25 protein-coding genes are annotated in these 26,304 nt (G+C 43.7%); 14 read left to right on the top strand and 11 right to left on the bottom strand.

Annotation, left to right across the window (positions count from 1 at the left end):
- Positions 1-132 precede the first annotated feature (132 nt).
- The gene (locus ADM98_RS15620; protein WP_053454282.1) at positions 133-1,743 is read left to right on the top strand and encodes an alpha-glucosidase; all 1,611 of its coding nucleotides are present in this window, start codon (positions 133-135) and stop codon (positions 1,741-1,743) included.
- Positions 1,744-1,812: 69 nt separating this feature from the next.
- On the opposite strand, the gene ADM98_RS15615 is transcribed toward ADM98_RS15620, so the two are convergent.
- A complete protein-coding gene (locus ADM98_RS15615) occupies positions 1,813-2,541 on the bottom strand; it encodes an MBL fold metallo-hydrolase (RefSeq protein ID WP_053454281.1) in 729 nt (242 codons plus the stop codon).
- A 125-nt stretch (positions 2,542-2,666) separates the two neighbouring features.
- Positions 2,667-3,473 (bottom strand): SMP-30/gluconolactonase/LRE family protein, encoded by an 807-nt coding sequence (locus tag ADM98_RS15610; RefSeq protein ID WP_053454280.1) that lies wholly within the window; start codon positions 3,471-3,473, stop codon positions 2,667-2,669.
- Positions 3,474-3,639: 166 nt separating this feature from the next.
- On the opposite strand from ADM98_RS15610, the gene ADM98_RS15605 reads away from it, so the two are divergent.
- A complete protein-coding gene (locus ADM98_RS15605; protein ID WP_053454279.1) occupies positions 3,640-5,847 on the top strand; it encodes a phosphodiester glycosidase family protein in 2,208 nt (735 codons plus the stop codon).
- Positions 5,848-5,933: 86 nt separating this feature from the next.
- On the opposite strand, the gene ADM98_RS15600 is transcribed toward ADM98_RS15605, so the two are convergent.
- Positions 5,934-6,197: a metal-sensitive transcriptional regulator gene (locus tag ADM98_RS15600; protein ID WP_035410294.1), complete on the bottom strand. Its 264-nt coding sequence runs from the start codon at positions 6,195-6,197 to the stop codon at positions 5,934-5,936.
- 227 nt (positions 6,198-6,424) lie between these two features.
- Between ADM98_RS15600 and ADM98_RS15595 the strand changes: the two genes are divergently transcribed.
- The 3 genes from ADM98_RS15595 (at position 6,425) to ADM98_RS15585 (ending at position 9,938) form a co-directional block, all read left to right on the top strand.
- Positions 6,425-6,988, top strand: coding sequence for an RNA polymerase sigma factor (locus tag ADM98_RS15595; protein ID WP_053454278.1), 564 nt, complete (start codon positions 6,425-6,427; stop codon positions 6,986-6,988).
- Entirely contained in the window at positions 6,969-7,706 is a 738-nt protein-coding gene (locus ADM98_RS15590; RefSeq protein ID WP_053454277.1) for an anti-sigma factor, read from the top strand. The genes ADM98_RS15595 and ADM98_RS15590 overlap by 20 nt, the downstream gene beginning before the upstream one ends.
- A 189-nt stretch (positions 7,707-7,895) precedes the next feature.
- Positions 7,896-9,938 (top strand): bifunctional diguanylate cyclase/phosphodiesterase, encoded by a 2,043-nt coding sequence (locus ADM98_RS15585; RefSeq protein WP_053454276.1) that lies wholly within the window; start codon positions 7,896-7,898, stop codon positions 9,936-9,938.
- Between the two features lie 230 nt (positions 9,939-10,168).
- Here ADM98_RS15585 and ADM98_RS15580 read toward each other — a convergent pair whose 3' ends face one another.
- From ADM98_RS15580 to ADM98_RS15570, 3 genes are read right to left on the bottom strand one after another with little or no spacing between them, the layout of a single operon-like run.
- Positions 10,169-10,516 carry an iron-sulfur cluster biosynthesis family protein gene (locus ADM98_RS15580; protein WP_053454275.1) on the bottom strand — a complete coding sequence of 116 codons (348 nt, stop codon included), beginning with the start codon at positions 10,514-10,516 and terminating at the stop codon, positions 10,169-10,171.
- A gap of 51 nt (positions 10,517-10,567) precedes the next feature.
- On the bottom strand, positions 10,568-11,299 hold the full coding sequence (locus tag ADM98_RS15575; protein ID WP_053454274.1) for a hypothetical protein: 732 nt from the start codon (positions 11,297-11,299) through the stop codon (positions 10,568-10,570).
- Positions 11,300-11,358: 59 nt separating this feature from the next.
- On the bottom strand, positions 11,359-12,204 hold the full coding sequence (locus tag ADM98_RS15570; protein ID WP_053454273.1) for a DegV family protein: 846 nt from the start codon (positions 12,202-12,204) through the stop codon (positions 11,359-11,361).
- A gap of 187 nt (positions 12,205-12,391) precedes the next feature.
- Here ADM98_RS15570 and ADM98_RS15565 point away from each other — a divergent pair, with 187 nt between their 5' ends.
- The 6 genes from ADM98_RS15565 to ADM98_RS15540 all read left to right on the top strand — a co-directional run bounded on the left by ADM98_RS15565 (position 12,392) and on the right by ADM98_RS15540 (position 17,400).
- Positions 12,392-12,937: a helix-turn-helix domain-containing protein gene (locus ADM98_RS15565; RefSeq protein ID WP_082318576.1), complete on the top strand. Its 546-nt coding sequence runs from the start codon at positions 12,392-12,394 to the stop codon at positions 12,935-12,937.
- A 13-nt stretch (positions 12,938-12,950) separates the two neighbouring features.
- Positions 12,951-14,045, top strand: a complete 1,095-nt coding sequence (locus tag ADM98_RS15560; protein ID WP_053454271.1) for an ABC transporter ATP-binding protein — start codon at positions 12,951-12,953, stop codon at positions 14,043-14,045.
- Complete coding sequence (locus ADM98_RS15555; protein ID WP_029342588.1) at positions 14,042-14,851, top strand: ABC transporter permease; 810 nt, start codon at positions 14,042-14,044, stop codon at positions 14,849-14,851. Before ADM98_RS15560 ends, ADM98_RS15555 begins: the two co-directional genes overlap by 4 nt.
- Positions 14,851-15,651, top strand: coding sequence for an ABC transporter permease (locus ADM98_RS15550; protein ID WP_029342587.1), 801 nt, complete (start codon positions 14,851-14,853; stop codon positions 15,649-15,651). The genes ADM98_RS15555 and ADM98_RS15550 overlap by 1 nt, the downstream gene beginning before the upstream one ends.
- 3 nt (positions 15,652-15,654) lie before the next feature.
- Positions 15,655-16,728, top strand: a complete 1,074-nt coding sequence (locus ADM98_RS15545) for an ABC transporter substrate-binding protein (protein ID WP_053454270.1) — start codon at positions 15,655-15,657, stop codon at positions 16,726-16,728.
- A gap of 162 nt (positions 16,729-16,890) precedes the next feature.
- Positions 16,891-17,400 (top strand): hypothetical protein, encoded by a 510-nt coding sequence (locus tag ADM98_RS15540; protein ID WP_053454269.1) that lies wholly within the window; start codon positions 16,891-16,893, stop codon positions 17,398-17,400.
- Between the two features lie 30 nt (positions 17,401-17,430).
- Here the strand turns inward: ADM98_RS15540 and ADM98_RS15535 are convergent, their stop codons facing one another.
- Positions 17,431-18,039, bottom strand: coding sequence for a YktB family protein (locus tag ADM98_RS15535; RefSeq protein WP_053454268.1), 609 nt, complete (start codon positions 18,037-18,039; stop codon positions 17,431-17,433).
- 133 nt (positions 18,040-18,172) lie between these two features.
- Between ADM98_RS15535 and ADM98_RS15530 the strand changes: the two genes are divergently transcribed.
- Complete coding sequence (locus tag ADM98_RS15530; protein ID WP_053454267.1) at positions 18,173-19,870, top strand: GGDEF domain-containing protein; 1,698 nt, start codon at positions 18,173-18,175, stop codon at positions 19,868-19,870.
- A gap of 91 nt (positions 19,871-19,961) precedes the next feature.
- Here the strand turns inward: ADM98_RS15530 and ADM98_RS15525 are convergent, their stop codons facing one another.
- The 4 genes from ADM98_RS15525 to ADM98_RS15510 form a co-directional block, all read right to left on the bottom strand.
- The gene (locus ADM98_RS15525; protein WP_053454266.1) at positions 19,962-20,615 is read right to left on the bottom strand and encodes a homing endonuclease associated repeat-containing protein; all 654 of its coding nucleotides are present in this window, start codon (positions 20,613-20,615) and stop codon (positions 19,962-19,964) included.
- 268 nt (positions 20,616-20,883) lie between these two features.
- Positions 20,884-22,533 carry a peptide ABC transporter substrate-binding protein gene (locus ADM98_RS15520; protein ID WP_053454265.1) on the bottom strand — a complete coding sequence of 550 codons (1,650 nt, stop codon included), beginning with the start codon at positions 22,531-22,533 and terminating at the stop codon, positions 20,884-20,886.
- A gap of 329 nt (positions 22,534-22,862) precedes the next feature.
- Positions 22,863-23,312: a thioredoxin-dependent thiol peroxidase gene (gene bcp / locus ADM98_RS15515; protein WP_053454264.1), complete on the bottom strand. Its 450-nt coding sequence runs from the start codon at positions 23,310-23,312 to the stop codon at positions 22,863-22,865.
- Positions 23,313-23,324: 12 nt separating this feature from the next.
- Complete coding sequence (locus ADM98_RS15510) at positions 23,325-24,164, bottom strand: hypothetical protein (RefSeq protein WP_053454263.1); 840 nt, start codon at positions 24,162-24,164, stop codon at positions 23,325-23,327.
- Positions 24,165-24,285: 121 nt separating this feature from the next.
- On the opposite strand from ADM98_RS15510, the gene ADM98_RS15505 reads away from it, so the two are divergent.
- Positions 24,286-24,573, top strand: coding sequence for a HesB/YadR/YfhF family protein (locus tag ADM98_RS15505; protein WP_053454262.1), 288 nt, complete (start codon positions 24,286-24,288; stop codon positions 24,571-24,573).
- Positions 24,574-24,703: 130 nt separating this feature from the next.
- On the top strand, positions 24,704-26,248 hold the full coding sequence (gene pruA / locus ADM98_RS15500; RefSeq protein ID WP_053454261.1) for an L-glutamate gamma-semialdehyde dehydrogenase: 1,545 nt from the start codon (positions 24,704-24,706) through the stop codon (positions 26,246-26,248).
- Positions 26,249-26,304 lie beyond the last annotated feature (56 nt).

The raw sequence follows: 26,304 nt of genomic DNA, 5'->3' as shown, positions 1-26,304 counted from the left end.
CGTGGTATTGTCGTCAAGGATAACGAATATTCAGTCAAAAGAAAAGAACTTTTTCGAAATTCAAAAAAATTATCTGATATACAGGTACAGATAAGTGGAGCGGGAATAAAGAATAGGGAGAGGAGTGAAGAGATGAAGCGAGCTAACTGGAAAGAGGCGGTCGTCTATCAAGTCTACTGGCGTAGTTTTAAGGATTCGAACGGAGATGGTATCGGTGATTTACGAGGTGTCATCGATAAGCTTGATTATATCGCGTCACTCGGTGTCGATGTCGTCTGGTTGAATCCTTGTTACCGTTCTCCGGACGTCGATAATGGCTATGATATCGCAGACTATTACGAGATTATGGAAAAAGCAGGGACGATGGGGGATCTACAGGAATTAATTGCAGTGGCACATGCGCGTGGACTAAAGATCATTTTGGATCTAGTCGTTAATCACACGAGTAACCAGCACGACTGGTTCCGCCAGTCGCGCGACCGAATCAATGATAAGGAAGACTGGTATATCTGGAAAGATGGAACGAAAGACATGCCACCAAACAACTGGCGCTCGTACTTTGCACAGAGTCCCTGGACGTGGAGTGAAGAGCGCGGACAATACTATTTTCATTCCTTTGCGAAAGAGCAACCTGACTTGAACTGGGAACATCCGGCTGTGAGGCAAGCGATTTACGACATGATGAACTGGTGGATTGCTCAAGGCATCGACGGCTTCCGGATGGACGTCATCAATTTGATTAAGAAGCGGACACTCGAAGATGTGACGAATCCATTCGATCTATCGTACTTAGGCAATCAACCTGGTGTACATGATTTTCTACAAGAGATGCACGCGAACGTTCTTGCCGGGAAAGACTTGTTCACGGTCGGTGAGATTCCGTTCGTTGGTCCAGAAGATGGTCTGTTATATGTCAGTGAAGAACGCGAAGAACTCCGGACGCTGTTTCACTTCGAAGTCGCAGATGATATGGAGTCGATGGATCTTTTGCGATTCAAGGAAGTTCAAAAACGCTGGTACGACGTATTATACCCATTAGGTGTTAATTCACAGTTTCTCAACAACCATGATCATACGCGACAAGTGACGCGATTCGGCAGTGAACGATACCGCGTTGAAAGTGCGAAATTACTCGGTTTAATGCTGCATACGTTACCAGGCATTCCATATGTGTACCAGGGAGAGGAGATTGGAATGACAGGGATTCGTTTCTCCGATCCGTCGCTCTATCAAGACGTCGCCTTTCGAAATCGCTACGAGGAGCGTGTTGCTGGCGGAGAGGACCCAGAGGTCGTACTTTCTTCGATGCAGTTACTTGCGCGTGACAACTCCCGCACACCGATGCAGTGGGATGGTACACATGCAGCAGGATTTACGAATGGGAAGCCTTGGTTAGCGGTCAACCCCAATTATACGGACATCAATGTCGCGCAAGCAGAAGCGGATCCATCGTCCGTGCTTGCTTTTTATCGAGCGCTGATTCAGATGCGAAAGAATCATCCGATCATGGTCTATGGCACATATCGAGACTTAGCACTCCATGATCCGTATCTCTATATTTATGAGCGGGAATTAGACGGAGAGGTATGGCGCATCGTCCTCAATGTTCATGATGAACCGATGGAGACCGCTTTCGTCTTACCGGAGAAAAAATTGTTAGTATCGAACTATCCAGATGCTCCAAATAAACTACGTCCCTATGAGGCACGGATTTATCAATACACTGTTACAGAACAGAGGTGAATCCTTTGAACACTAAAACATCCGCGAACGTGTCAATAACACGTTCGCGGATGTTTTAGTGTAAGCCATTTACTTGAATGGCGATGATTTTTTTGACTGTAATACTTGGGTGAACCGATCGACGGCTTGACGCATTTCGTAACTCGGTCCAAGAAAGAGTGGACCATGTCCGACAGCAAGAATATCTGGAGACAGTTCCGTTAATTGATCAGCGGAACGGAGTGCAACGTCCGGATCCCATGTTGCAAGTGCCGGGAACGGAAATTGCCAACGCACATCTCCGGAGACCGCCAGACCTCCTTGCGTTTGAAAGGCATCTCCAGCAACTAATGTCCGGCTACCTTCATGCCAAAGCGAGATGGAACCCGGCGTATGACCTGGTGAAGCAATAACACTGAGACTACCGATTTGTTGACCACTTTCAAGCAATCGGTCCGGACGTGTCTTGATGTTCTTCGGAATACCGCCTTTTAGTGGTGTCGTTTCACCTTCTCGTAGCGTCTCATCTCCACTGAGCAGGGCAGCATCGCGGTAACTAATAGAGACTTCAGCGAGTGGAAAGGCGTTTGCGAGGAAATCGAGCGATCCAACATGATCAGCATGTGCGTGAGTCAGGATGATTGCACCGAGCGGTTTTTCTTGCTTTCGAATATAGTGATAGAGGGCCTTTGCGTTGATACCGAGACCTGCATCAATCAATGTCAAACTGTCTGCTTCTTCAAAGAGGTAGCAGTTGACCGGAAAAAAGGATGGGGTCGTCTGCAGTTGATGTAAACGTTCGATCTTCGTGACACGCATTGGCTTCACTCCTTGAAAAGTTAGGATAGGCTTCTTTTTTAGTATCGTCTGTTTTTTTAGACACGTCTAGATGAATTGTGTAGAAAAAGAGGGATCCCCGTAAAAAGGAGATTCCTCTTCTCGAATCATTCAAATGTTACAGCAAAAACGGCACCAGCATGTGGTGCATCATCCCCGTCCGCAGCTGTTGTAACAAGTAATCGATCCTCGTAGAAGATCGGACATGTTGGATTTGAAACAGGGAAATCGATATGGGCGAGTTTTTCACCTGTCTTAAGATTCCAACGTGTGACGCAAGATCCGGCATAGTGTGCGATCCAAGCGTGACCTTCCGCGTCTTTCGTCATGCCATCCGGGAACCCGTCTTCCTCTTCGAGATCAACAGCGACGCGTTTGTTCGAAAGAGGGGCGTCTGGACTGTAATCAAAGGCATAAACTTTTTTCGTCGGAGTATCGATATGATAAAGTGTCTTACCATCCTCTGACCATACGAGTCCGTTGGAGTTTGTTAAGTCTTCGTGCAAAACATCAACGGACCCATCGTGGCGCAGACGGAATAATCCAGCGGTTTTACCGTCTTCTTCATTAATACTACCGGCGACGTATTGACCAGCCGGGTCAAGTTTTCCGTCATTCATCCGGTCAGAATCTGGTAACGATAGTTGATGTTCAAGAGATAGATGACCTTCTTGGAGATCGAACGTTCCAAAACCATGTTCTGACGTAACGCGTAATAAATCGGGTGCATCCGTTAAGGCAATCGATGTGATGGCACTTGGTAACGTGTACGGTTTGAGTGCTTCTGTGACAAGATCATATGAAAAGAGTAATTGGTTCGGAATATCGACGAAATAAAAACGTTTTGTTTTCGCGTCGTAGACAGGAGATTCACCTGTCTTACACGCGACATCAATAAATACAGATACGGTCATGATAGATGCCTCCTACGGTCATGTATGCTTGATTTTACATGCTGATTATAAAAAAAAGAATGATTGAACTACTTTCTATACCTGTTATGAATAAAAATAAACCTCTTCCAAATTAATTATGTCATTTATTTACTAAAAAAGGCATAATATATAACGGAGGTGTGTTATGTTCAAGAAAATTTGTATTTTATTAACAACTTTATGTCTTTTTCAATCTGTCTCTACCATTCAGGCAGAAACGATTTCAAAAGGTGTAACCTATACGACGAAATCAGAAACACTCTCGGGTACACCACAGTTATTTCGACATGTAACGGTTCAGCCTGATGCCGGTAACTACTGGGTGACTACTAAAGGACGAGACCGTGTATTAGCAACGGAATCCTTACCTTCTCAAGTTAGTCGTGTGGCAACAAGCGGGGGACGTGTCGTAACGGCAATCAATGCAGATATGTATCGAGTAGCTTCAGGGTTACCGATTGGACTTCAAATCCAGCAAAATCAAGTACTTGTTAGTCATAGTGTTAAAGATTCTGCAACAAAATTTCCATCATTCATGATCAATGGACAAGGAAAACCAGAAATCGGATCGTTCGGTATTATCGGATCTGCGATGGCTGATACGAAGCGCGTAACGATTCATTCAGTTAATCGTAACGAGAACTTAGCAAATCGAATCGGTATCTTTAGTTCAGCCCATCATGCTTCAAAAATTCTGAAGCTAATTGAGCCGTCAGAAGCGATGAAAAAAGACATCGCGATCGTCTATTTAAAAGGATCGGCGACATCGGCGTTCACACTCGGTAAAAATTATCAATGGACCGTTGAATCAATAGATACGACATTCCGTAAAGAAATTCGCTTGCCCGACGCTGGAGTTGTCCTCGTCGGACTTGGAAAACAAAAAGCAGCCCTACTTGCACTTGTTAAAGCAGCAGAAGAAAAATCAAATGGTTTGTTATCAACTCAATTAAATCTAGTTCAATTATCTAATCTGCAAATGCGTAATGATATTCAGGAAGCTGTATCTGGATATAACTGGTTGATTCAAAATGGAGTTGGATATAGTTTAGACAGCCTAGCATTGAACCATGACCGCTTTTTGATGCTTGCTCGTAAAGCGCGGACACTTATCGGTACAACATCAAACGGGACAGTTCAAATCATTACAGTGGACCAAGCTCGTCTTGATTCAAAAGGGATTACGATGCTTGAAGCAGTGGAGCAAATGAAACGTTTAGGTGTCACGTCAGCTCTCGCATTTGATGGAGGCGGTTCGACTGAGTTAATGGTTAGACGCGCAGGAGAATTCTCACCTAAAACAGCGAATGTACCAGCAGATGGAAGAAGCCGCTCCATTACGAACGGGTTAATCTTAGCGACGCATTATGTTCCATCGAATCTAGCGACGACCATTTTATTGACTGCCCCTAAAGAATTATATGTGGGTGAAAAAAGTGGATTTGGATTAAAACTGACGGATGCGAATGGTCAACCTGTGGATGCGACAAAGAAATCGATCGCATGGAAAGGGACAGGTGTTAAAGGATTGCAAATCACAGCACCACTGACTCCTGGGAAATGGACAGGTACGATGCAAGTCGATCGTGCTAAACGAACCGTATCGATCCCAATCACGAATCGTTTGACCGGTCTTACGGTCAATGGAGGACGTCCCATCTTGTTAAAAGTAGGACAACGCCTCGCGATTTCATCAGAAGGATGGCTAAACGGACGACGTGTCGTAATCCCTGCTTCGCAACTCAATTACCAAGTCACAAACGGAGCAACCGCATCGATTACAAAAGGGAATCTCTTGGCAAAAAAAATCGGGAAAACAGAATTAATCGTCTCCTCCGGGGGGCAGACGGTTCGATTACCGATTACCGTCTCTGCTATGAAAAAAGAAGAAGTCATCGATACATTCGAACAGGGTGTCTATGAAGCAGTATCTCCGTATGTTTCGAGTTATTCTGTTCGTCTCAGTTCTTTGCAGAAATCAGTCGGTAAACAATCACTCGAAATGACATATGATTATTCAGGATGGAAGAAACAAAACGGAGCGATGTACATTAAAAAAGCATCATGGATCATTCCTTCTCCTGCCCGTGCATTGACGATTGATGTCTACGGAGATGGACGTGCGCCTTGGTTACGCTCGGAAGTCAGAGATGCTTCAGGAAATCGGCATGTTGTGGATTTCGTTAAGAAAGTAGATTGGAAAGGATTTAAAACGGTACAAGCGACCCTTGATCCGACATGGCCAACGCCTATTAAAATCGAATCACTATATTTTGTTGAAACGGATGCAACGAAAAAGGGAACAACTATTAAAAGTAAAGTGTATTTAGATCAACTAAAAGTTTTATACTAAAAAGTAAAAAAGGGTTCGGATTCCATTGAATCTGATCCCTTTTTCGAGTTGAGATATAAACTATTCTGACTGATTGTCTATACGAATTAGCGACTTTTAACCAGAAGATTTACAGCTTCCTTCACAAGCTCTTCTGTCTGCCCGTCACCATTTTGTTCTGCTTCTTTCACGCATTCAATTAAATTGGAACTTACGACGACACCAATCGTACGATCAATCGCGGAGCGAGCAGCGGAAAGTTGAGTGATAACATCCCGACAGTCTTGCCCTTCTTCCATCATGCGAAGGATACCACGTAATTGCCCTTCGATTCGGCTGACGCGATTCTTCATTTTGCGATCATAATCCATTTGTGTTCCTCCGTTTCATAGTAGAACTAACGTCTGAGTAATACCTTTATGCTATGCCCATAACGGTATTACTGTCAATTCTATCGAATTTTAAGCTATAATTTTCTTGAAATCAGGGAATATGGATGTGGTGGAGAATTTACTTAGAAAATTGATGAAAATTAAAACGATTTGGTGTTAGCTCTCGTATACTATATGATGAAGCTGATATCAGGAGGAGGAAAAGGATGCATACTCAATCCGATGAATCGCTTTATCATCTGATGCGTAGCGGTGATGAACAGGCACTCGAGACTTTGTATGAGAAGTACGAGCGATTGTTGTTTTCATTCGCCTATCGCTTTACGAATAATGATCGATTGTCCGAAGAAGTCATTCAAGAAGTATGGATGAAAGTTTGGAATGGTCGTGTTGATTTTGATACACAAAAAGGAAAGTTTTCATCTTGGATTTTAACGATTACACGTAACGCGGCTCTTGATTGTCTACGTCGTGAAAAACGACAACCGACGATTGAAGTTGAAGAACGAGATGGCGGATATGATGAACCTGTTGAGCGGACCGTCATGCAACGAGAAACTGCAGCGGAAGTGCGTGATGCCGTAAGCGAACTAAAATCGGAACAACAGGATTTGATCGAGCTAGTCTATTTCCAAGGACTAACTCAACAACAAATCGCAGATCAACTTGACTTACCACTCGGAACAGTCAAGACACGTATCAGAAGTGCGATTCAAGCATTAAGAAAACGATTAGATGGGAGGGAACGAGATGGAAGAACGTTGTCATGACTTGATCAATTACTTCAATGGAATACTCTCTTCAGCAGATCGCGACGCGTTCGAAGCGCATCTTGCGACGTGCGAAGAATGTCGCGAAGCGCTTTTAGAAATGGAAGAACTCATGCTTCCCATCGCTGAATCGCTTCCGGAGCGTCCTGTTCCTGTAGGAATGAAAGCACGTATTCTTGGAGAAGTTCTTGGTTCAGCAGAGACGGAGTCTCCTAAGGAAGAACCGATGACTACTCCAGTAGACATCAAACAAGCACGTCAGCAACAAACGAAGAAAAAGAGTGTCCCACTCGGCTGGTTGATGAGTATTGCTGCCGCCCTTATTCTTTCACTTGGTGCGAACGCCTACTTCCTGTCGCAAGAAGAAAGTACAGATACCCCGGAAACACTAGCGATGGATGAAATTAAAGGAATGGGAAACTTTGAAAGTAACGAATCGATCAAAGGGTCTAGTATGGTGTTCACACAAAATGATAAATCGTATATGCTCGTTCAATTGAAAGATCTACCTCCTTTGAAAGAAGGAGAACTGTATCAATTATGGACCATCAAAGGTGAAACACCGACTGCGAATGGTATCATTGAAAAAGACGGCGAAGCAGCAGCGGTATTTCCACTCAAAGGGAACGGTGACGTCGATGCGGTAGCGATTACTGTCGAACCAGAGCCGGATTTAGCGAAACCTACGGGAGAAATCGTGGCATCAGTTGCACTCTAATTTAAAAAATATAAACGGATTCGTCTATGGCGAATTCGTTTTTTTTGTGCGTTTTACACTAAGAAAAAAAGGACTAAAAAATAGAAAATATCAATAAAATCACATGAAATGCAAGTTTCGACTGAAAATATACTTCATAACCGTCGATACTAAGAAGAAAGTCAGTTCTGTAAGGAGAGGCCACATACAATGAATGAATGGATTATTTTAACGAAGCACTATGAAGTGGGCTTAGTTGTACTGTCGGTACTCGTCGCGATCATTGGATCGTATGGATCGCTTGAATTAAATCGACGGTTGGCTAAGGCAACTTCTTTAAAGAAACGAGCGTTATTCTTATCTTCTTTGACGATGGGACTATCGATTTGGGGAATGCATTTTGTCGGTATGGGTGCTTTCGCTTTATCTGTCACTGTTCGTTATGACTGGATTTTAATGTTTTTATCCGTTATTCCAGCTATTTTATCTGCCTTCATCGCCTTTTATCTGCTCTACTCATCAACGATTACACGAAACAAAGTCATTTTAGCAGGTTCTTTGATGGGCGTAGGTATTGCGATGATGCATTATCTTGGGATGATGGCAATGGATTTCGGTGGCGCGATTCGTTATGAAAAGGGTTTGTTTGCCTTATCTATTCTCATCGCAATTACTGTAGCGTACATTGCACTATTACTTTTACATCGTTTACGACATGTTGATAAAAAAAGAATTCTTATTCCCATTGCAATCGTAATGGGCTTTGCTATCTCTTCGATGCATTACGTTGGTATGCTTGGAACCTCTTTTTGTATCCCGGTCGATCAAGCAGGACGTATTGGAGATAGTCCGATTACATCGAATATTTTAAACGATGTAGCAATTCCTGTATTTTTAATTCTAATCTTCATCGCAGGACTCTATATTCATTTAGAACGACGTGCTTTACAAATGATGGCATATACCGATCATTTAACCGGCTTGCATAATCGGAGATGGTTAGATCATCACATGATAAAGGTTGATACGCATTACGGAAAGTCTAAAGACGAGATGGCGATGGCTATACTCGATCTTGACGGATACAAATGGGTCAACGATACGTTTGGTTTTGATAAAGGAGATGCCGTTATTCGTGAGTTTGCAGATCGAATGCGTGCGTCCTTATCAGAAGATGAAGCATGTATTCGTTATAATGGAACGCAGTTTTTTCTTATCAAAAAAGTACCAACTGATGAATTACTTCTTACTTTCGAACGAATTTTAGAAGACATTCGACAACCGATTCACTTAGATGATCAACCAATCCATTTGACAGCAACGATGGGGGTCATCCTACCGGATATGGGAGAAACGTTAGAAATGCGAATTGGCCAAATGGAAAGTGCCCTCCGGGTCGGCAAAAACGAAGGAAGAGATCGATTCATCGTGTATGATGACTCCTTGCATTCTGATAAAAGAGAGCAATTGATCGTCGGTTCTTTACGTCGGGCAATGACCGATTTTAACGAGTTCGCCCTCGTCTATCAACCAAAGATTGCACTCGCAACAGGAAAAGTTGATCAGGCAGAAGTCTTGATTCGCTGGAATCATCCGAAGTTCGGTTTCATCTCACCAGCCGAATTCATTCCACTCGCTGAGAAGTATAGTCTGATTCACCGTTTAACCGAGTGGGTACTAAAAGAGACGGTTGCTCAGATGGAAATTTGGAAGAAGGAAGATTATTTCATTCGCCAAGTTTCTGTCAACTTATCGGCGATGCACTTCCGGTCGGAGTCGCATAATTTAATGATTAAAGAAATCGTTCATCATTCTTTGAAGAATGGAAGCGAATTGCAACTACAGCTCGAAATCACCGAAACGTCCGTCATGGAGAACCTTGACCGAGCGATGACAATGCTGGGTGAACTGAAACAACTCAGTCTGACGATTGCCCTCGATGATTTCGGGACCGGTCTATCGTCGCTCACGCACCTGAAGCATTTGCCGATTGATATCTTAAAGATCGACAAGTCGTTCATCGATGAAGTACCGCATGACGAACGAGGAACGGCGATTACGGAAATGATCATCCAACTCGCAAAAAGTCTTGGAATCGAAGTTGTTGCGGAAGGTGTCGAGACGCTTGAACAGCATCTCTTCTTGAAACGTCTCGGTTGTGATTATGGACAAGGTTACTATTATAGTAGACCGATGCACGTCAAGGATCTAGATCAGCAAACGATTGAAGATACCGTTCTGAATGTCGGATAAGGCAATCCAAATACGACTTCCATTCGTATACTAGATAAGCATGCGAGGACGATGCATGCGACGTCTGGGGGGACGCAAAGCGCTGGGTTTTCACCAGCTCGTGCACGATGCAGACAGACATCCAGTACATTTAATCATACTCAGGCAATTTAGCTTTCAACGCAGCAACTGTCTGTTCGAACACAAACAAAGGCAACTTCCACGATGGAAGTTGCCTTTTTCATCTGTGTTTATGAACGAACCGCTAGGACACAGCCTGTCTGATCCGTCACGAGAACATTCGTATTGAAGTATTGACCATCACTTTTTAAAATGAGGGCTTTTTTCTCTGCATTGTAATCAAGCGTCATTTCTTGATCGAGGAAATGGCTCGACCACCGTTTGACGAGGACGGGACCGACGTTCGAGTCGATCGTCATGTCTTCCGGTGTCGCTTCATCGACGATACGAATGCTGAAAATACCAGAGTTTCCGCAACCGCAACCCTCTGTATCATAGTAGAGGTGTAGTTGGCCGGATACTTCACCGCGTAATTGGCGAACCCGTTCCTGAGCGGGTGGTGTAAATGTGATGTTCATAGTCATTCACTCCTTTCCTCTAGTATACGCCGTTTGAAGCAGAAAATAACGTCACTTGCTCACGCTGACTTGGCGACGCATCCGAACGAGAAGGAAGATATAACCGGCAAGCAACAAGACGACACTCCCGAGAACGGTCGTATCGACGAGACCATTGTCGGACTCGAAATTGATTGCGATATACGCCCAAACGAAGACGAGCGGATAAATCGGATCACGGTTAGCGAACATGAAGAGAAGAGCGACGACGACACCAACAACGAGCATAATCATCGTCCAACCAGCATCTCCGATTCCGAGCCAAGATGTCACACCTTCTGCGTTGATCGTTAAGAAGATGTCCGCAATTGTTGCGACCGATACCCAGCCGAGATACAGCGAAAATGGTAATTTGAAACGTAACCCTTTCGTCTCACGATCGATTTTTGAATAGATGACGATCAATGATAGCAATAGACCGACAATGACGACGACTGAGACGACAAACAGTTCGAATGTGAACGAAACGATCCAACCGGCATTGAACAGACAACTGATCAAGAACCACGGTCCAATTTTTTTCGCGAGTTCATGTTCCTTGAATTTCGGAATCGATTGCAAAATCAACCAAATGAGTAATACCGTATAAATCAATCCCCAAATTGAGAACGCATACCCGGCAGGTTTGAACAGTGTGATGATCGAGTCGGAAATCCGTCCTGTCTTTCCACCATCAAGGGCATTCACGGCAATCGTGAAGATGAAGCCGACCCAGTTGAGCCAAATCCATTTATTATTTTTCAAACAAAAAACCTCCTTTATTCTCTAAAGAAGGTTTACCCAAAAATCATTTTCATTAGTCATCACGGTCGGCTCGTTGGATTTAAAAAGGACATGCCAATGGCTGGGTTTCCTGTATGCGAACCGAGAACGGGCGTTAAATCATCAATGCGGACACGCACATCAAACTGCGATTCAAGGCGTTGTTTCCATTCCAGTGCGAGTTCATAGGCTGTCGCGTGGAACAAGGAGATGTCTGTCACCTGTCCTCGTTCAATGATCGTGACGAGGTGATCGAAAATCTTCGAATGGGCTTTCTTGAACGTCCGAACGGTTTGATAGGGAACGATCTTTCCTTCCTCGAAGTGGAACAACGGACGAAGCTGCAACAAGTTGCCGACGAATGCTTTTGTAGAAGAGATGCGTCCACCGGCTTGTAATTGATCGAGATTCGCAACAGTGAACTCGATATGATGGTCGAAACGACGCTCAAGAATGATCTGTTCGACAGATTCGATCGAATGTCCGGCTTCGACGAGTTCAATGGCTTCCGCAAGAAGTTGACCAGCCGGGTAAATCCCACAACGGGAATCAATCGCAATCAAGCGGAAACCAGCAATCTCTGCACCTTGGACGGAAGCGCTATACGTTCCACTCAGCTCACTTGATAAGTGAACAGCAAAACCGACATCATATTCTTCTTTTAATCGTTCATAGTGTTCCGTGAAACTACCGATCGAAGGTTGGCTCGTTGTCACTTTGTGTTTTGCATCAATCCAGCTATAAACGGTTTCTGCATCCACATCGACACCATCAATGAAACTTTCTCCATCCTTCATGACGAGTAAAGGGACAACCGAAAGATCATCACGCTGAGCGATCGTATCCGGTAAAATCGTTGTACTATCAGTGATCCAAGCGATCCGCATAACAAGTTCCTCCTTAAATTAGTACCTGATAATAATTGTAGGTGTAAGCGTTCTTGCTGTCAAATGAACATTAAAAAATATCGAACGTTTTAGTTGATTAAATAATAAAATACGCTATAATCGGTACGTGATTAGTAAACTTTTAGTCATCTTATACTAAACTAGGCAGATGAGAGGAGGACGTCGATTGTACTCAATCGGTCAAAAAATCAAAAACCTCCGTCTTCAAAAGGGATTGACCCAAGAGGAACTAGGGGAAAGAACAGACCTGAGTAAAGGGTATATCTCGCAACTCGAACGGGAAATCAGTTCACCGTCGATCGAGACGCTGTTTCACCTCCTTGAAGTCCTTGGCATTTCACCAAAAGATTTCTTTGATGAGGACACACTCAATCAAAAAGTTGTTTACGGAGAAGAAGATGTCACGACGTATGCAGATGAAGCGCAAGGATACCATGTCACATGGCTGATTCCAGAATCGAACGAAAAAGAGATGGAACCGGTCCTGCTGACACTCGCGCCAGGTGGAGCCTTCAAGACATACGAACCGTCGGGTGCTGAGACATTCGTCTATGTGCTTGCAGGAACCGTCACGCTGATGCTTGGTCGTCAGTCTTTCGTAGCAAAACAAGGGGAGACACTTTACTATAAAGCTTCAGAAATCCATCAACTACGCAATGAGTCCACACAAGAGACGAAGGTCCTTGTGACTGCGACCGACTCATACTTATAAAGGAGGAACTAGATTGGCAGATACTACGATCATTCAATTCAAGGACGTCACGAAACGATATGACGATCAGACCGTCCTCGACCAAGTGAGCTTCGAAATCGAACGCGGGAAGTTTTATACCTTACTCGGACCATCGGGTTGTGGGAAAACGACGATCTTACGATTGATTGCCGGCTTTTCAGAAGCGACAGAGGGAGACATCGTCTTCAACGGAAAACGCATCAATGATGTACCAGCGAACAAACGTCAAGTCAATACCGTCTTTCAGGATTACGCGCTCTTCCCACATTTAAATGTCTTTGAAAACATCGCTTTCGGTCTTCGAATCAAGAAGGTCAAAGAAGCGGAAATCGCACAACGTGTGACCGATGCGTTGAAGTTCGTCAACTTGTCCGGCTATGAAAAGCGGGAAATCACGGAGATGTCGGGTGGACAACGACAACGTGTCGCGATTGCCCGAGCAATCGTTAATGAGCCGGAAGTTATCTTGCTTGATGAGCCGCTTTCAGCGCTCGACTTGAAATTACGGACAGAGATGCAATATGAACTCCGTGATTTGCAACGTCGTCTTGGGATCACGTTCATCTTCGTCACGCACGACCAAGAAGAAGCACTTGCGATGTCGGATGAGATCTTCGTCCTTAATCATGGTGTCATTCAACAATCGGGTACGCCGACAGATATCTACGACGAACCGATCAACCGCTTCGTCGCTGATTTCATCGGGGAGTCGAACATCATTCCAGGGCGCATGGTCGAAGATTACCGGGTCTGGTTCGCAGAAAAGGAATTTGAATGTGTTGACCGGGGTCTTGAACTGAACGAACCGGTCGAGATCGTCATCCGTCCGGAGGATCTTGAGATCACAAACGTGACACAAGGGAAACTGCAAGTCACTGTTGATTCGCAACTTTTCCGTGGCGTGCACTATGAGATCGCCTGCATGGATGAAGTCGGCAACGAATGGCTCGTCCATAGTACGAAAAAAGCAACAGTGGGTGAGCAAATCGGTCTGACATTTGATCCAGAAGCGATCCACGTCATGCGATTGAACGAGACAGAGGAAGAATTTGATAAGCGTCTGGAATCTTACGACGGGGTGTTATGATGCAGAAATCACGTAACTGGTATCTCATTCCGTATCTATTCTGGATCGCCTTGTTCGTCATCGCACCGATCGTCCTCGTCGTCTATTATTCGTTTCTCGACCTAGACGGTAATTTCTCGTTTGAGAACTACCAGAACTTCTTTACGTCGACTTATTTGACGATGACGCTCAGTTCGTTTTGGTACGCCTTTTTAATCACAGTGTTTTCACTCTTGATTGGTTATCCGACGGCCTATCTCTTGACGAAAACAAAACACAAGCAACTGTGGTTGTTACTGATCATCTTACCGACATGGATTAACCTATTATTGAAAGCTTATGCGTTCATCGGGTTGTTCAGTACGTATGGTCTAGCGAATCAAACGCTTGAAGCGATCGGCATCGGACGGCAACAGATTCTCTTTACCGACTTCAGTTTTGTTTTCGTATCGGTCTATATCTTCATTCCGTTCATGATCTTGCCGATTTTCAATGCGATTGAAAAACTCAGTCCGTCACTCGTCTTCGCTGCACGTGACCTCGGAGCATCGAACTTCACGACATTCCGTCGTGTCGTCTTCCCACTGACGCTTGACGGTGTGAAATCAGGCTGTCAGCTCGTTTTCATTCCAGCATTGTCGCTGTTCATGATTACACGTCTGATTGCCGGGAACCGCGTCATCACGCTCGGTACGGCGATTGAACAGCAGTTCCTCGTGACGCAGAACTGGGGTATGGGAGCAACGATTGCCGTCTTCCTCATTATCGCGATGGCGATCATCCTTGCCTTGACGAGTACGAAACGGAAGAAAGGAGCGACGACTTGATGAAACGTCTGAAACTAGCAAATCTTTATCTGATCGGTGTCTTCATCATTTTGTATGCTCCGATTTTCTATCTCGCGTTCTATTCATTCAACAGCGCCGATAACATGACGAACTTCGATTCGTTTACGTGGGACTGGTACAAGGAAGTCTTCCAAGACTCACGCTTGTTGATCATCGTCTTGAACACGCTTGTCATTGCCTTGTTGTCAGCCGCGATCTCGACGATTCTTGGCGTGTTCGGAGCGATTGGAATTCAAGCCGTCCGCAAGAAACGTGTCGAGACGTCATTACTGACACTGAACAGCATCTTGATCGTCAGTCCGGATGTCATCATCGGGGCATCGTTCTTGATTTTCTTCACGCTACTTGGCATCCAGCTTGGATTTACGTCGGTCTTACTGTCGCACATCGCGTTCTCAGTACCAATCGTCGTCATTCTCGTTTTGCCGAAGTTACAAGAGATGAGTCCAACGCTCGTCGATGCAGCACGTGACTTAGGGGCGAGCCGCTGGGATGTCTTGACGAAAGTCATTTTGCCGTATATCACGCCTGGTATCTTCGCCGGATTCTTTACGGCATTGACATACTCACTGGACGATTTTGCTGTGACGTTCTTCGTGACAGGAAACGGCTTTACGACACTATCTGTAGAGATCTACTCACTCGCCCGTCAAGGGATTTCGATGAAGATCAATGCCTTGTCGACTGTCATCTTCCTGTTTACGTTCTTACTCGTCATCGGCTACTACTTCTTGAACCAACGAGCTGCTACGAAGCTTTCGCGACCGGAGGTGAAATGACCGTTGAAAAAATTGATTCAATTGTTCGCCGCGATTTTCCTGATCTCAGGTGTCATTCTTTTCACCTTGAATCAGTTAAATGAGACACAAGGATATTCAGGTAAAAATGTCCTGAACATCTACAACTGGGGCGATTATATCGACCCAGCACTGATCAAACAGTTTGAAAAGGAGAGCGGCATCAAGGTCGTCTATCAAACATTCGATTCAAACGAAGCGATGCTGACGAAAATCGAACAGGGTGGAACGACGTACGATATTGCCGTTCCGTCTGATTACGCGATCGCGAAGATGATCGATGAGAAGCTTGTTCTACCGATCGACCATCAAAAGATTCCAAACCTCAAGAACATCGATTCGCGTTTTTTGGATTTATCATTTGACCCGAAAAACAAGTATTCGATTCCGTATTTCTGGGGAACAGTTGGGATCGTCTATAATAAAGACTTGATTGGTGGGAAGAAACCGACAAGCTGGAAGGATCTTTGGGATCCAAAGCTGAAGAATCAAATTCTACTCGCTGACGGTGCTCGAGAAGTCATGGGGATGAGCTTAAATAGTCTTGGTTATTCGTTGAATGAAACGGATGAATCAAAATTACAAGAAGCAAAAGCAAACTTGATGCGTCTGACACCAAACGTCAAAGCAATCGTTGGTGACGAAATCAAGTTACTCCTCGCGAATGAAGAAGCAGGACTCGGTGTCGTCTGGTCTGGTGATGCAAACGAGATCATGAGCGAAAACGAGAACCTTGACTACGTGATTCCAAAAGAGGGGTCAAACGTCTGGTTCGATAATGTCGTCATTCCAAAAACGGCTAAAAACGTCGAAGGTGCGTATGAATTTATCAACTTCATGTTGCGCCCAGATATTTCAGCGAAGAATGCTGACTACGTTGGGTATTCGACACCGAACAAAGAAGGCTTGAAGTTGCTCGACAAATCGGTTCGTACTGACGAACGATTCTATCCTGATAAACAAGTTACGGATACGCTTGAAGTCTATGAGAACCTCGGTAAGAAGATGCTCGCTCATTACAACGAGTTGTTTCTCGAGTTTAAGATGCATAAAAAATGAGGAAGAACCTAGTGTCAGGAGACACTAGGTTCTTTTTGTTTATACTTATAGAAAAGTAAAAATAAACTTCCATAAAAAAACTATAAAAACTGAATAATTTTTTGAAATAGGGGAATCAGTTTATTATCAACGCTTTTTATAGGCGCAGAGGAGGACATCATCATGAAACAAGTCTTAGGAATCATCTTAACTGCCGCACTCACTGTCAGTATTGTGTCAGGCACTTCATATAATCAACCGGTCGAAGCAACGAAACAGACTGATGTCAAATGGCTTCAAGAAATTCAGACACAAGCGAAACAAGCACGTTCACTCGATGGAAAAGTCGTTCTTGAAAAAACGACACTTGCGCAAGTACATAAAGCGTACAAAGGCGAAAAGAGTTCGAACTGGTGCCAAAGTGGAAATGGCTTAACGTCAGCGGATCAAGCAATGCATTATTGTTCAACGTACGGTGTGAAGGATGCAAAAGCGAAAGTCAGTGCCATCGTTTATGATCCAAAACAGGTTAAACGGACGGTTACAGTCAAAGATGTCAAACAAGCATACTCGAAAGCAAAACTCGATAAAACATTCAATGTCATGACTGTTTCCTCAAAACAGGTCAACATTTATCTAAATTTAAACTCTGACCGTACACAAGTCATGTCAATTCTAGTAAAATATAACTAATGAAAAGGATGACCGATTCGGCCATCCTTTTTATTTAATCGTTTTATAGAGTGGTACGAGATGCGAGTAGGTATTTCGAATCACATCTAACAATTCTTCACGTGTTAATGTACTCACTTGTTTTGCTGAAATGTGACGTCCAACGAGGAATTCTGCTTTTTTGACATCATGGAAGCGTTTTAACCCTGATTGGATGTCGGTCTCGTGTACGAGAACAGCATCTTTTTTCATATGATCGTATGAGATGACGAAGTCTTTCGGGAGTTTTGTTAGCAAATCCGTGTGTTCGAGTAGTTGAGAGGCGTACTGTTGTTTGTTTGGAAGCTCGTAAATATAGGCAAGCCAAATGAACAGATGGTCATCAAACAGTCCGACTTGAAAATGTGGATGCTTTTTATAGCCGCGTTTATCTGGTGAGAAAGCCATCCACGTATCTTGTGGTGGATTTACTTTGCGTCTAGCATGTTGTGCAATATGAACGTGCATATCTTCTTCTATCGCCATGATCAAGTCAGGTGCGACTTCGTGACCGATATCTCGAAAAATTGGTTGGATTCGTTCGCGAATGGCACTCATTCGTGAATCAAGACCGTCAATGTGAAACGTATCAAAAGCATGTTGAGTAAACGTTTTTGTCATAAAAAATCACCTCATGTATGAGTGTATCAAAAGAAACGATTCAAGTTCGACATTTTGCTCAAAAAAATGAATAATGAAATTAACAATTTATTACAATTTTAGACGATAAATGAAAGAGGAAGGGGAATGTCTAGTGCGCCGTTTTCAACAATATCTCCTTCGAAGCTGGGTTGTGTTTTTCTTAATCGTGATTGGCATCGATCTTTTTGCGAAGTCTAAGGATTATAGCCTCAGCGTCGACTTATTTACATTTTTATTAATTGCTGCCTTATCCACTATTTTTGTCGTCGATCCAGTTCGCCGTCGACATATGAGCTTTACGTTTCATTTTGGTTTTGTGCTGTTCACGTTTTTGACATATGGTATGCTCTCTGCCATCTGCGTGGGACAGGTCACTATGTTGATTTATCAATTGCGTACGATTCATACGCCAGTCGGAAGGCGACGGATGCTACATAATTATCCGTTCAATGTTGCGCTAGAACTTTTCTTAATCGTGCCGGCAGGTCTTGCTTATAATCTCTTAGGTGGGACACACGGTGATGCCTTTCAATTAACTGACAATATCATTCCATTGCTTGCGATGGTCATTATTTTATGGATCGTTTTATTGCTGCAGTATCAGCTTTCACGATTTCTTTTGGGGGAGAACATTCCAAGTGATGTCATGTTTCAGCTGTTACGCTTTGAAGCAGTTGTGATCACGGCAGAACTGTTATACGGCATTTTCAGTACGCTCGTCGTGCAAGGAAACGGGAACAGCGGACTTGTAATGGCAGCGTTTGCACTCTTCATCATCAAGCGATCTCTCGGTAGCTCTGTCGAGGCATCGGATCGGATCGAGCACTGGGAACAAATTGAACGTTTAAAAGAAGCAGCATGGAAAGACGGTGATGCGCAGTTTATCATCGAACGTTATCTACGACAGCTTAATCAATTCGTCAAACCTGATATCGCTTGGATCAAATTTGATTTTGAAGAAGGAAAACAGAGTGTCTATTATTCATTAAAAGATGGTCGGAAGTTAAAAGCTGATCATGTCGAAGGACGAATCATTGAAGACATCATTGAAAAAGAGGAAGTATTGATTTATGGTATGCAGCAGGAGTGGGATATTCGACTGTATGACTGTTTACCAGAAGAGATTCAATCCGTGTTGTTTATTCAACCTGAAGCAACGGAGACGATCAACTGTTCACTATTGCTTGCATCGGAAGCAAGTGGAGAGTTTACAAAAGATTTTGGCTACGAATTATACCGGGCACTACGTGTCTTATCTTGGGCTGTAGAACGAGCGCATGAACGCGAGCGACTTTTGATTGATAGCCGAACAGATGCGATGACGAAATTACCTAATTATCGTGCGTTACAAGAGTGGGGTGATCGTCGGATTAAACAACGTGATCTTTATCCGTTCTCCGCATTAATGATTGATCTCGATCACTTTAAACAAATCAATGATACGTACGGTCATGAAATTGGGGACGTCGTCTTATTTGAAGTGGCTAAGCTCTTGATGCAAGCTACGCGAATAACGGATCTCGTTGCACGTTATGGAGGAGAAGAATTCGTTATCTTACTGCCGAATACGGATCTGGAATCTGCACAGATCGTTGCGGAGCGTATTCGAGAAACGTTGCACACGCATCCGATTTTAGTGGAAGGTCATACACTTGAGATTACAGCGAGTATCGGTGTTGACACGCTAAAAGAACTTGGTGATTTAGCGAGTTTGATACGGAATGCAGACCGCGCGATGTATGTCGGAGCGAAATTCCAAGGACGCGACCGTGTTGCATCATATCAAGAGTGGAAAGAAAAGGTTATTTAATTCAAACAGTAAAGATGACGGTGACGTCATCTTTTTTTGATGAAAAAAAGTCCTTTCGGCTAGACAGAAAGGACTAAAAAGATAAATGAGTTCATTGAGCTTGTTGTTGTTTAGTAAGACGAATTTCATTTTCAATGGCATGGATAGCAGCAGACCATGAGCCATAACGATGCAATAAAGCTTTCGTCGAGGGCTTATTGTTTCGTTTCGCCCATTCTCGATAGGCTTCAAATGAAAGTGAAAATCCTACTTCCTCGATAGCTTGACGAAGCGAGGCAGCGAGTTCAGCTTTTGAGTAAGTCACACTAGCTTCGAGCCCTGCTGCAGTACAGGCATCATGCCATGACCCGAACATCTTGACGATATGATAGTGACTCGGTGCATGATGAACGGATTTACGCCACATTTGATACTTCTTGAGTGTGATGGTAGAGCCGACATCTTGAGCATAACGATTGAATGATTTTAAAATTTCATCTTTTGTATACTTCGGTGCACGCTCGAGTTCTTCGGGTTGCTGATCAACGTTCCATTCGTAACCTGCTGCAGACAAAGCTTCTGGCCAAGAACCAAATTGACGAACGATATTTTCTGGCTGTGGCCAGTCATTGACGAGGGCATAACGACGATAGACTGTTCGTCTTGGGCGGTCCTGGATGAGTTCACCGACTGCGCGAATCGCTTCAATCATCTCGAGCTGTTCTTCTGTATAACTCTTTTGATTTGTAAGTACGCGTTGCTTCATGAGTGAGTCCTCCTTCCTAGTAAAGTAGAGTATTGAGGCAAAAGTCCTCTGTGGTAAATATATCGGTTCATTTCCATTAATTATGAATAAATTTAATGAATTATTGTAAAAAAAGTGAATCGGATTCTTTGCTAGTATAAAACGAAGTCATAAAAATGAAAACAGAATGACACGAAATTTTAATGCTATTCAGAAAAATAGGACAAAGGACACAGGTGGAAAAAAAGACCAGACACGCTCGTCAGCGAATCTGGTCTTTTGATGTAACTTATTTTCCTTCGATTGATGCCCATTTGTATGAAGTATCAGCACCGACTTTATGGTTGACGATACCTTTAACATACGGCTTACGTAAGTAGGAAGCCCCACGCTGGTACATGACAGAAATCGCTTGATCGTCCTCTAGGAGAGTTTTCTCAGCGTCTTTAAGCGACTGCCAACGTTTTTCAGCGTCTACTTCTTTTTGAGCTGATTTGATGAGTGAATCATACTTATCGCTTGAGTACTTACCACGGTTGTATGGTCCACCTGTTACCCACATATCGAGGAACGTCATCGGATCCTGGTAATCAGGTCCCCATCCTGCGAATGATAGTTCGAACTCACCTTTTGATTCTAACTCAAGTTTGTTTTTGAACGGCTGTTGTTTGATCGTGACTTCAAGACCTGGAAGGTTTTTCTCCCATTCGCCTTTAAGGTACTCAGAGATTTTCTTCGAGTTATCGTCATCGTACGAAAGAAGCTCGAGTTTGACTGATTTTTTACCGATATCTTTCAATCCTTTTTCGAACGATGATTTCGCAGAAGACGCATCGAATGAACCGAATCCTTCGTTGCCATCACGGAAGTCTTTACCGTCTGGACCTTTAGCGAATTCTTTTGGAACATAGTAATAAGCTGGGATTGAACCGTTGTTTAAAAGAACTTTTGCCATCTGCTCTTTATCGTACCCAGAGTCAATCGCTTTACGGATATCTTTATTTTTCAACAGTTCATTCTTGAAGTTCATTTGGATATAGTACATCGATGCATCAAGGCGTGTATCGAAGTCTTTGTTGTCTTTGTACTGATCAACGAATTCACTTGTCAGACCAACTTGATCGATATCACCTTTTTCGTACAAGTTGACTGCAGTCGATGTTTCCTTAACGACTTTGTAGTTGATCTCTTCGAGTTTAACGTTGTCTTTATCCCAGTACTGATCGTTTTTCTTGTAGCTCCAACCGACCTCTGTTTTCCAGTCTGATAAGACGAATGGTCCGTTGTAGAGGAATGTATCTGGCTTCGTCGCGAAGTTTTTCCCTTGTTTTTCAACAAATTCTTGTTTCAATGGCATGAATGAACCGAAACCAGTCAATGATTTAAAGTATTCAGCTGGTTGTGTTAGCTTAACTTCAAGTGTTTTATCGTCAACTGCTTTAACGGCAACATCATCTGCTTTTCCTTTTCCTGTGTTATACGCTTCAGCACCATCGATGAGATACATGATATACGCATATTGTGAACCGCTTTTTGGATCAAGAACACGTTTCCATGCATACTCGAAGTCTTTTGCTGTGACATCACTGCCATCCGACCATTTAGAATCACGAAGCTTGAACGTGTATGTAAGTCCATCTTCCGAAACATCAACACTTTCCGCAACACCTGGTGTAGCTTCTTGTTTGTCATCAAGACGGAATAGACCTTCTTGGACGTTGTTCAATACTGTGAAGGATACTGAGTCTGTTGCGACTGTTGGGCTAAGTGCTGGAATATCTGAAGCACTTGTTAAATTTAAGATTTGTTTGTCTGAAGATTTTTCTCCAGATGTCGAACCGCCTTCTTTTTTACCTTCATCTGCCGTCGAACATGCAGCAAGACTTGATCCAGCGATTGTCAGTGCTCCTACGAGTGCAAGTGCTTTTTTCTTCTTCATAAAGTAAATCCCTCCCAAAAGAAATAGATATATCTGGTGAAACGATAAGAACCGATAGGATAGCGATCCGGTGTCCGACTAAAAATAAGAGGGGTCATCGCCTTTTATTCTTAAGCTGTGGAAAGCACCGGATCAACTTGTTATCAATAATAAATACAATATTCAGAAAAATCAATAGAATATTTTCAGATTATTTCAAAATTATTAAATTTATGTGTGATACCAATGGTTTTTTTATTTAATTATTTTTATCTAAGGATAAAATTAGGAGTTTTTTGAATGTTTGAATACAAAAAGAACCAGTTGATTCAATCAACTGGTTCTTTGCATTATTTTTGTTGTTGCACATACTGAAGTGCTTCTGCAACGTGATCTTTTACTTTCACACTGCGCCATTCCTTCACGATTTCACCGGACTCATCGATTAGAAATGTTGAACGAACAATCCCAAAATATTCCTTACCGTAATTCTTTTTTAGTTGCCAAACACCGTACTGTTCACAGACTTCATGATCGACATCTGATAACAATTGGAATGGTAATTCATATTTTGCGATAAAATTCTGATGTCGTTTCTGACTATCGGCAGAGACTCCCAAAATGACGGTATTGTTTTCTTCAAACGCTTGCGTCGCATCTCGGAAATCACATGCCTCAGTCGTACAACCAGGTGTTGAATCCTTCGGATAGAAATAAAGTACGACTTTTTTTCCACGATAATCCTCGAGGGAAATCGAGTCTCCTTGTGCGTTCGGAAGGGTGAATGTAGGTGCTTGCATGAAAAATCCTCCTTATCCTAGTTCCATATTTAATTGATCCGCATATTTCTCAAGCTTTTTTTGAAGACTTTCTTTCAATGGATCGAGAGCAATCAAGTATTTCTCATAATCCGTACCGGCTTTTGCTGTCTTCATGAGAAGTGGTTGTTCTTCCTCATACCAATCTGCATAATCCTCGTAGTAATCGGCGAGCGTCTCAGGATTTCCTTCGTTCTTCAGCGCCTCACCATAAATCATGAGAATGTTACTGTTCATCTCAAGCGCCATATAATCGGTTTGCGCATTGACGCGAGAGAAGACCGCATCCTGCTCTTTTTCATCCGTTTTTCCGATCTCGTCGGCGGCTTTTGCATTGACGCCATACTCATCAGCATTAAATCCAACGAACATGTCACCAAGTGTCGAGAAGACGGACGGATCGAATGTCGTAGGAGTTAGGACGATTTTCCATTCATCGTCTTTCTTTAATAACAGTTTTGACCCACGGTTCGGGAGAATTGATCCTTTCGCATCCTTGAATTCGTGGATAATATAAGCGACGTCGCCCTTTTGGAACGACTTGATGACCTTACCGGGAACGACGTTCAAATTCTTCGCACCAACGGCGAGTGGTTCGAGTTGTTTTGCGTCACCTGTATATTCAATCGATGCGAGATTTTTTGCATCTGCTCGTCCTGATTGACCGAGCGTTTTTTCATATGTTTGATAGACATCGAGAACGGCTTGTTCTGCCTTCTGTTGTTTCGTTTCCGTCGTCTTCGGGGATTTGGTATCTGTAGAAGACGGGGAATCGTTTCCGCAACCGACGAGTACGAGACTGGTCGCAAGCAAGACTACGAGCGATCGTTTCATTCGAATTCCTCCTAGATGAGTGTTTCATGGTGATTCCATAGCTAATCTTGTCTCTACCATACAGGAAATTCGCTTTTTTGAGTAGGATATCGGTACACTAAACGAAAGGAGAGTGATAGAAATGAAAATTCATATTACAGATGAGGCATTGCAATACTTTAAAGATGAGATGGAAGCAAAATCGGGCGATACGATTCGCTTCTTCGCAAAATATGGTGGATCAACGGATTTAACACAAGGTTTCTCGGTTGGCGTTCATATGGAAGAGGTCGAACGAGTGGCAGTCGAAGAGGTCGTCGACGGCATTCATTTCGTCGTCTCGGATCAAGATGACTGGTTATTCCAAGGTCAGGACGTCAAAGTCTCGATCGAACATGAAGAGATCGTCTTTTCACAAGCGAAGGAATAATAGAGAAACAAGGGGTGACCGAATCGGTCGCTCCTTTATTTTTTTGACTAGAATAATTGTAAGCGGACTCATGCTTCTGTACAATGGAGAATGTAAGCGATTTAAAGTAGAGATTAAAGGGGGAATAGAGATGATTCCGTACAAACACGAACCATTCACGGACTTCTCACAAGAAGCAAACAAGAAAGCGTTCGAAGAGGCACTTGCACTCGTCACGCAAGAACTCGGCAAAGATTATCCGCTCGTCATCGGTGGAAAACATGTGACGACGGAAGATAAAATCGTCTCCGTCAATCCGGCTAATAAAGAAGAGATCGTCGGACGTGTCTCAAAAGCGACACAAGAACATGCAGAAGAAGCGATGCAAGCAGCAGTCACAGCCTTCGAAACATGGAAATTCGTCAATCCGTCTGTACGTGCGGACGTCCTATTCAAAGCAGCGAACATCATCCGTAAGCGGAAGCATGAGTTCTCTGCCTACCTCGTTAAAGAAGCAGGGAAGCCTTGGAACGAAGCGGATGCGGATACAGCAGAAGCAATCGATTTCCTCGAATACTACGCACGTCAGATGCTCGTCTTAAAAGACGGCAAAAAAGTCGAGAGTCGTCCAGGCGAATATAACCGTTATGACTACATTCCACTTGGTGTCGGTGTCATCATCTCACCATGGAACTTCCCACTCGCGATCATGGCTGGAACAGCAGTCGCAGCAATCGTGGCAGGGAACCCGATCCTCTTGAAACCAGCATCGACGACACCGGTCGTCGCGGCGAAATTCGTCGAAGTAATGGAGCAAGCAGGTCTTCCTGCAGGTGTCTTGAACTTCGTACCAGGTTCAGGAGCAGAAGTCGGTGACTACCTCGTCGACCATCCGAAAACACGCTTCATCAGCTTCACAGGATCACGTGATGTTGGTCTTCGCATCAACGAGCGGGCATCGAAATTGAACGAAGGTCAAATCTGGCTCAAACGCGTCATCGCGGAAATGGGCGGAAAAGACACGATGGTCATCGATGAGTCAGCTGATCTCGATTACGCAGCAGACATGATCACAAAAGCAGCGTTCGGATTCTCCGGTCAAAAATGTTCAGCTTGTTCACGTGTCGTCGCACTCGACTCTGTCTATGACGAGTTGCTCGAAAAAGTTGTCGCGAACACGAACAAACTCAGCATCGGTAACCCAACGGATGTCGCAAACAATGTCGGACCGGTCATCGACGCGGCAGCGTTCAAGAAAATCACATCGTACTTCGACGTTGCAAAAGAAGAAGGGCGCATCGTCGCAGGTGGTACAGCGGATGATTCAACAGGATTCTTCGTCTCACCGACAGTCGTCGCTGACGTTCAACCAAAAGATCGTTTGATGCAAGAAGAGATCTTCGGACCAGTCGTTGCCTTTACGAAAGCGAAAGATTTCAAAGAAGCAATCGACATCGCGAACAACACGGAATACGGCTTGACAGGTGCTGTCATCACACAAGACCGGACGAATCAAGAGTACGCACGTGCGAACTTCCACGTCGGTAACCTCTACTTCAACCGTGGTTGCACAGGCGCTATCGTTGGTTACCAACCATTCGGTGGATTCAACATGTCAGGTACGGATTCAAAAGCAGGCGGACCAGATTACTTGACTTTGCATCTTCAAGCAAAAACAACTTCAGAAATGTTCTGAAATGGTGTTTAATAGATGAAACGGGTGTGCGACCTGCATGCCCGTTTTTCTTATAT

The organism is Exiguobacterium sp. BMC-KP (assembly GCF_001275385.1).
Classification (GTDB): Bacteria; Bacillota; Bacilli; order Exiguobacteriales; family Exiguobacteriaceae; genus Exiguobacterium_A.
This window is presented reverse-complemented; position numbering and strand designations above follow the sequence as displayed.

Excerpts from the sequence above, each read along its gene's own strand:
- ADM98_RS15620 (WP_053454282.1), top strand. The coding sequence starts at position 133 with ATGAAGCGAGCTAACTGGAAAGAGGCGGTCGTCTATCAAGTCTACTGG.
- ADM98_RS15615 (WP_053454281.1), bottom strand. The coding sequence starts at position 2,541 with ATGCGTGTCACGAAGATCGAACGTTTACATCAACTGCAGACGACCCCA.
- ADM98_RS15610 (WP_053454280.1), bottom strand. The coding sequence starts at position 3,473 with ATGACCGTATCTGTATTTATTGATGTCGCGTGTAAGACAGGTGAATCT.
- ADM98_RS15605 (WP_053454279.1), top strand. The coding sequence starts at position 3,640 with ATGTTCAAGAAAATTTGTATTTTATTAACAACTTTATGTCTTTTTCAA.
- ADM98_RS15600 (WP_035410294.1), bottom strand. The coding sequence starts at position 6,197 with ATGGATTATGATCGCAAAATGAAGAATCGCGTCAGCCGAATCGAAGGG.
- ADM98_RS15595 (WP_053454278.1), top strand. The coding sequence starts at position 6,425 with ATGCATACTCAATCCGATGAATCGCTTTATCATCTGATGCGTAGCGGT.
- ADM98_RS15590 (WP_053454277.1), top strand. The coding sequence starts at position 6,969 with ATGGAAGAACGTTGTCATGACTTGATCAATTACTTCAATGGAATACTC.
- ADM98_RS15585 (WP_053454276.1), top strand. The coding sequence starts at position 7,896 with ATGAATGAATGGATTATTTTAACGAAGCACTATGAAGTGGGCTTAGTT.
- ADM98_RS15580 (WP_053454275.1), bottom strand. The coding sequence starts at position 10,516 with ATGAACATCACATTTACACCACCCGCTCAGGAACGGGTTCGCCAATTA.
- ADM98_RS15570 (WP_053454273.1), bottom strand. The coding sequence starts at position 12,204 with ATGCGGATCGCTTGGATCACTGATAGTACAACGATTTTACCGGATACG.
- ADM98_RS15555 (WP_029342588.1), top strand. The coding sequence starts at position 14,042 with ATGATGCAGAAATCACGTAACTGGTATCTCATTCCGTATCTATTCTGG.
- ADM98_RS15550 (WP_029342587.1), top strand. The coding sequence starts at position 14,851 with ATGAAACGTCTGAAACTAGCAAATCTTTATCTGATCGGTGTCTTCATC.
- ADM98_RS15540 (WP_053454269.1), top strand. The coding sequence starts at position 16,891 with ATGAAACAAGTCTTAGGAATCATCTTAACTGCCGCACTCACTGTCAGT.
- ADM98_RS15535 (WP_053454268.1), bottom strand. The coding sequence starts at position 18,039 with ATGACAAAAACGTTTACTCAACATGCTTTTGATACGTTTCACATTGAC.
- ADM98_RS15525 (WP_053454266.1), bottom strand. The coding sequence starts at position 20,615 with ATGAAGCAACGCGTACTTACAAATCAAAAGAGTTATACAGAAGAACAG.
- ADM98_RS15520 (WP_053454265.1), bottom strand. The coding sequence starts at position 22,533 with ATGAAGAAGAAAAAAGCACTTGCACTCGTAGGAGCACTGACAATCGCT.
- bcp (WP_053454264.1), bottom strand. The coding sequence starts at position 23,312 with ATGCAAGCACCTACATTCACCCTTCCGAACGCACAAGGAGACTCGATT.
- ADM98_RS15510 (WP_053454263.1), bottom strand. The coding sequence starts at position 24,164 with ATGAAACGATCGCTCGTAGTCTTGCTTGCGACCAGTCTCGTACTCGTC.
- ADM98_RS15505 (WP_053454262.1), top strand. The coding sequence starts at position 24,286 with ATGAAAATTCATATTACAGATGAGGCATTGCAATACTTTAAAGATGAG.
- pruA (WP_053454261.1), top strand. The coding sequence starts at position 24,704 with ATGATTCCGTACAAACACGAACCATTCACGGACTTCTCACAAGAAGCA.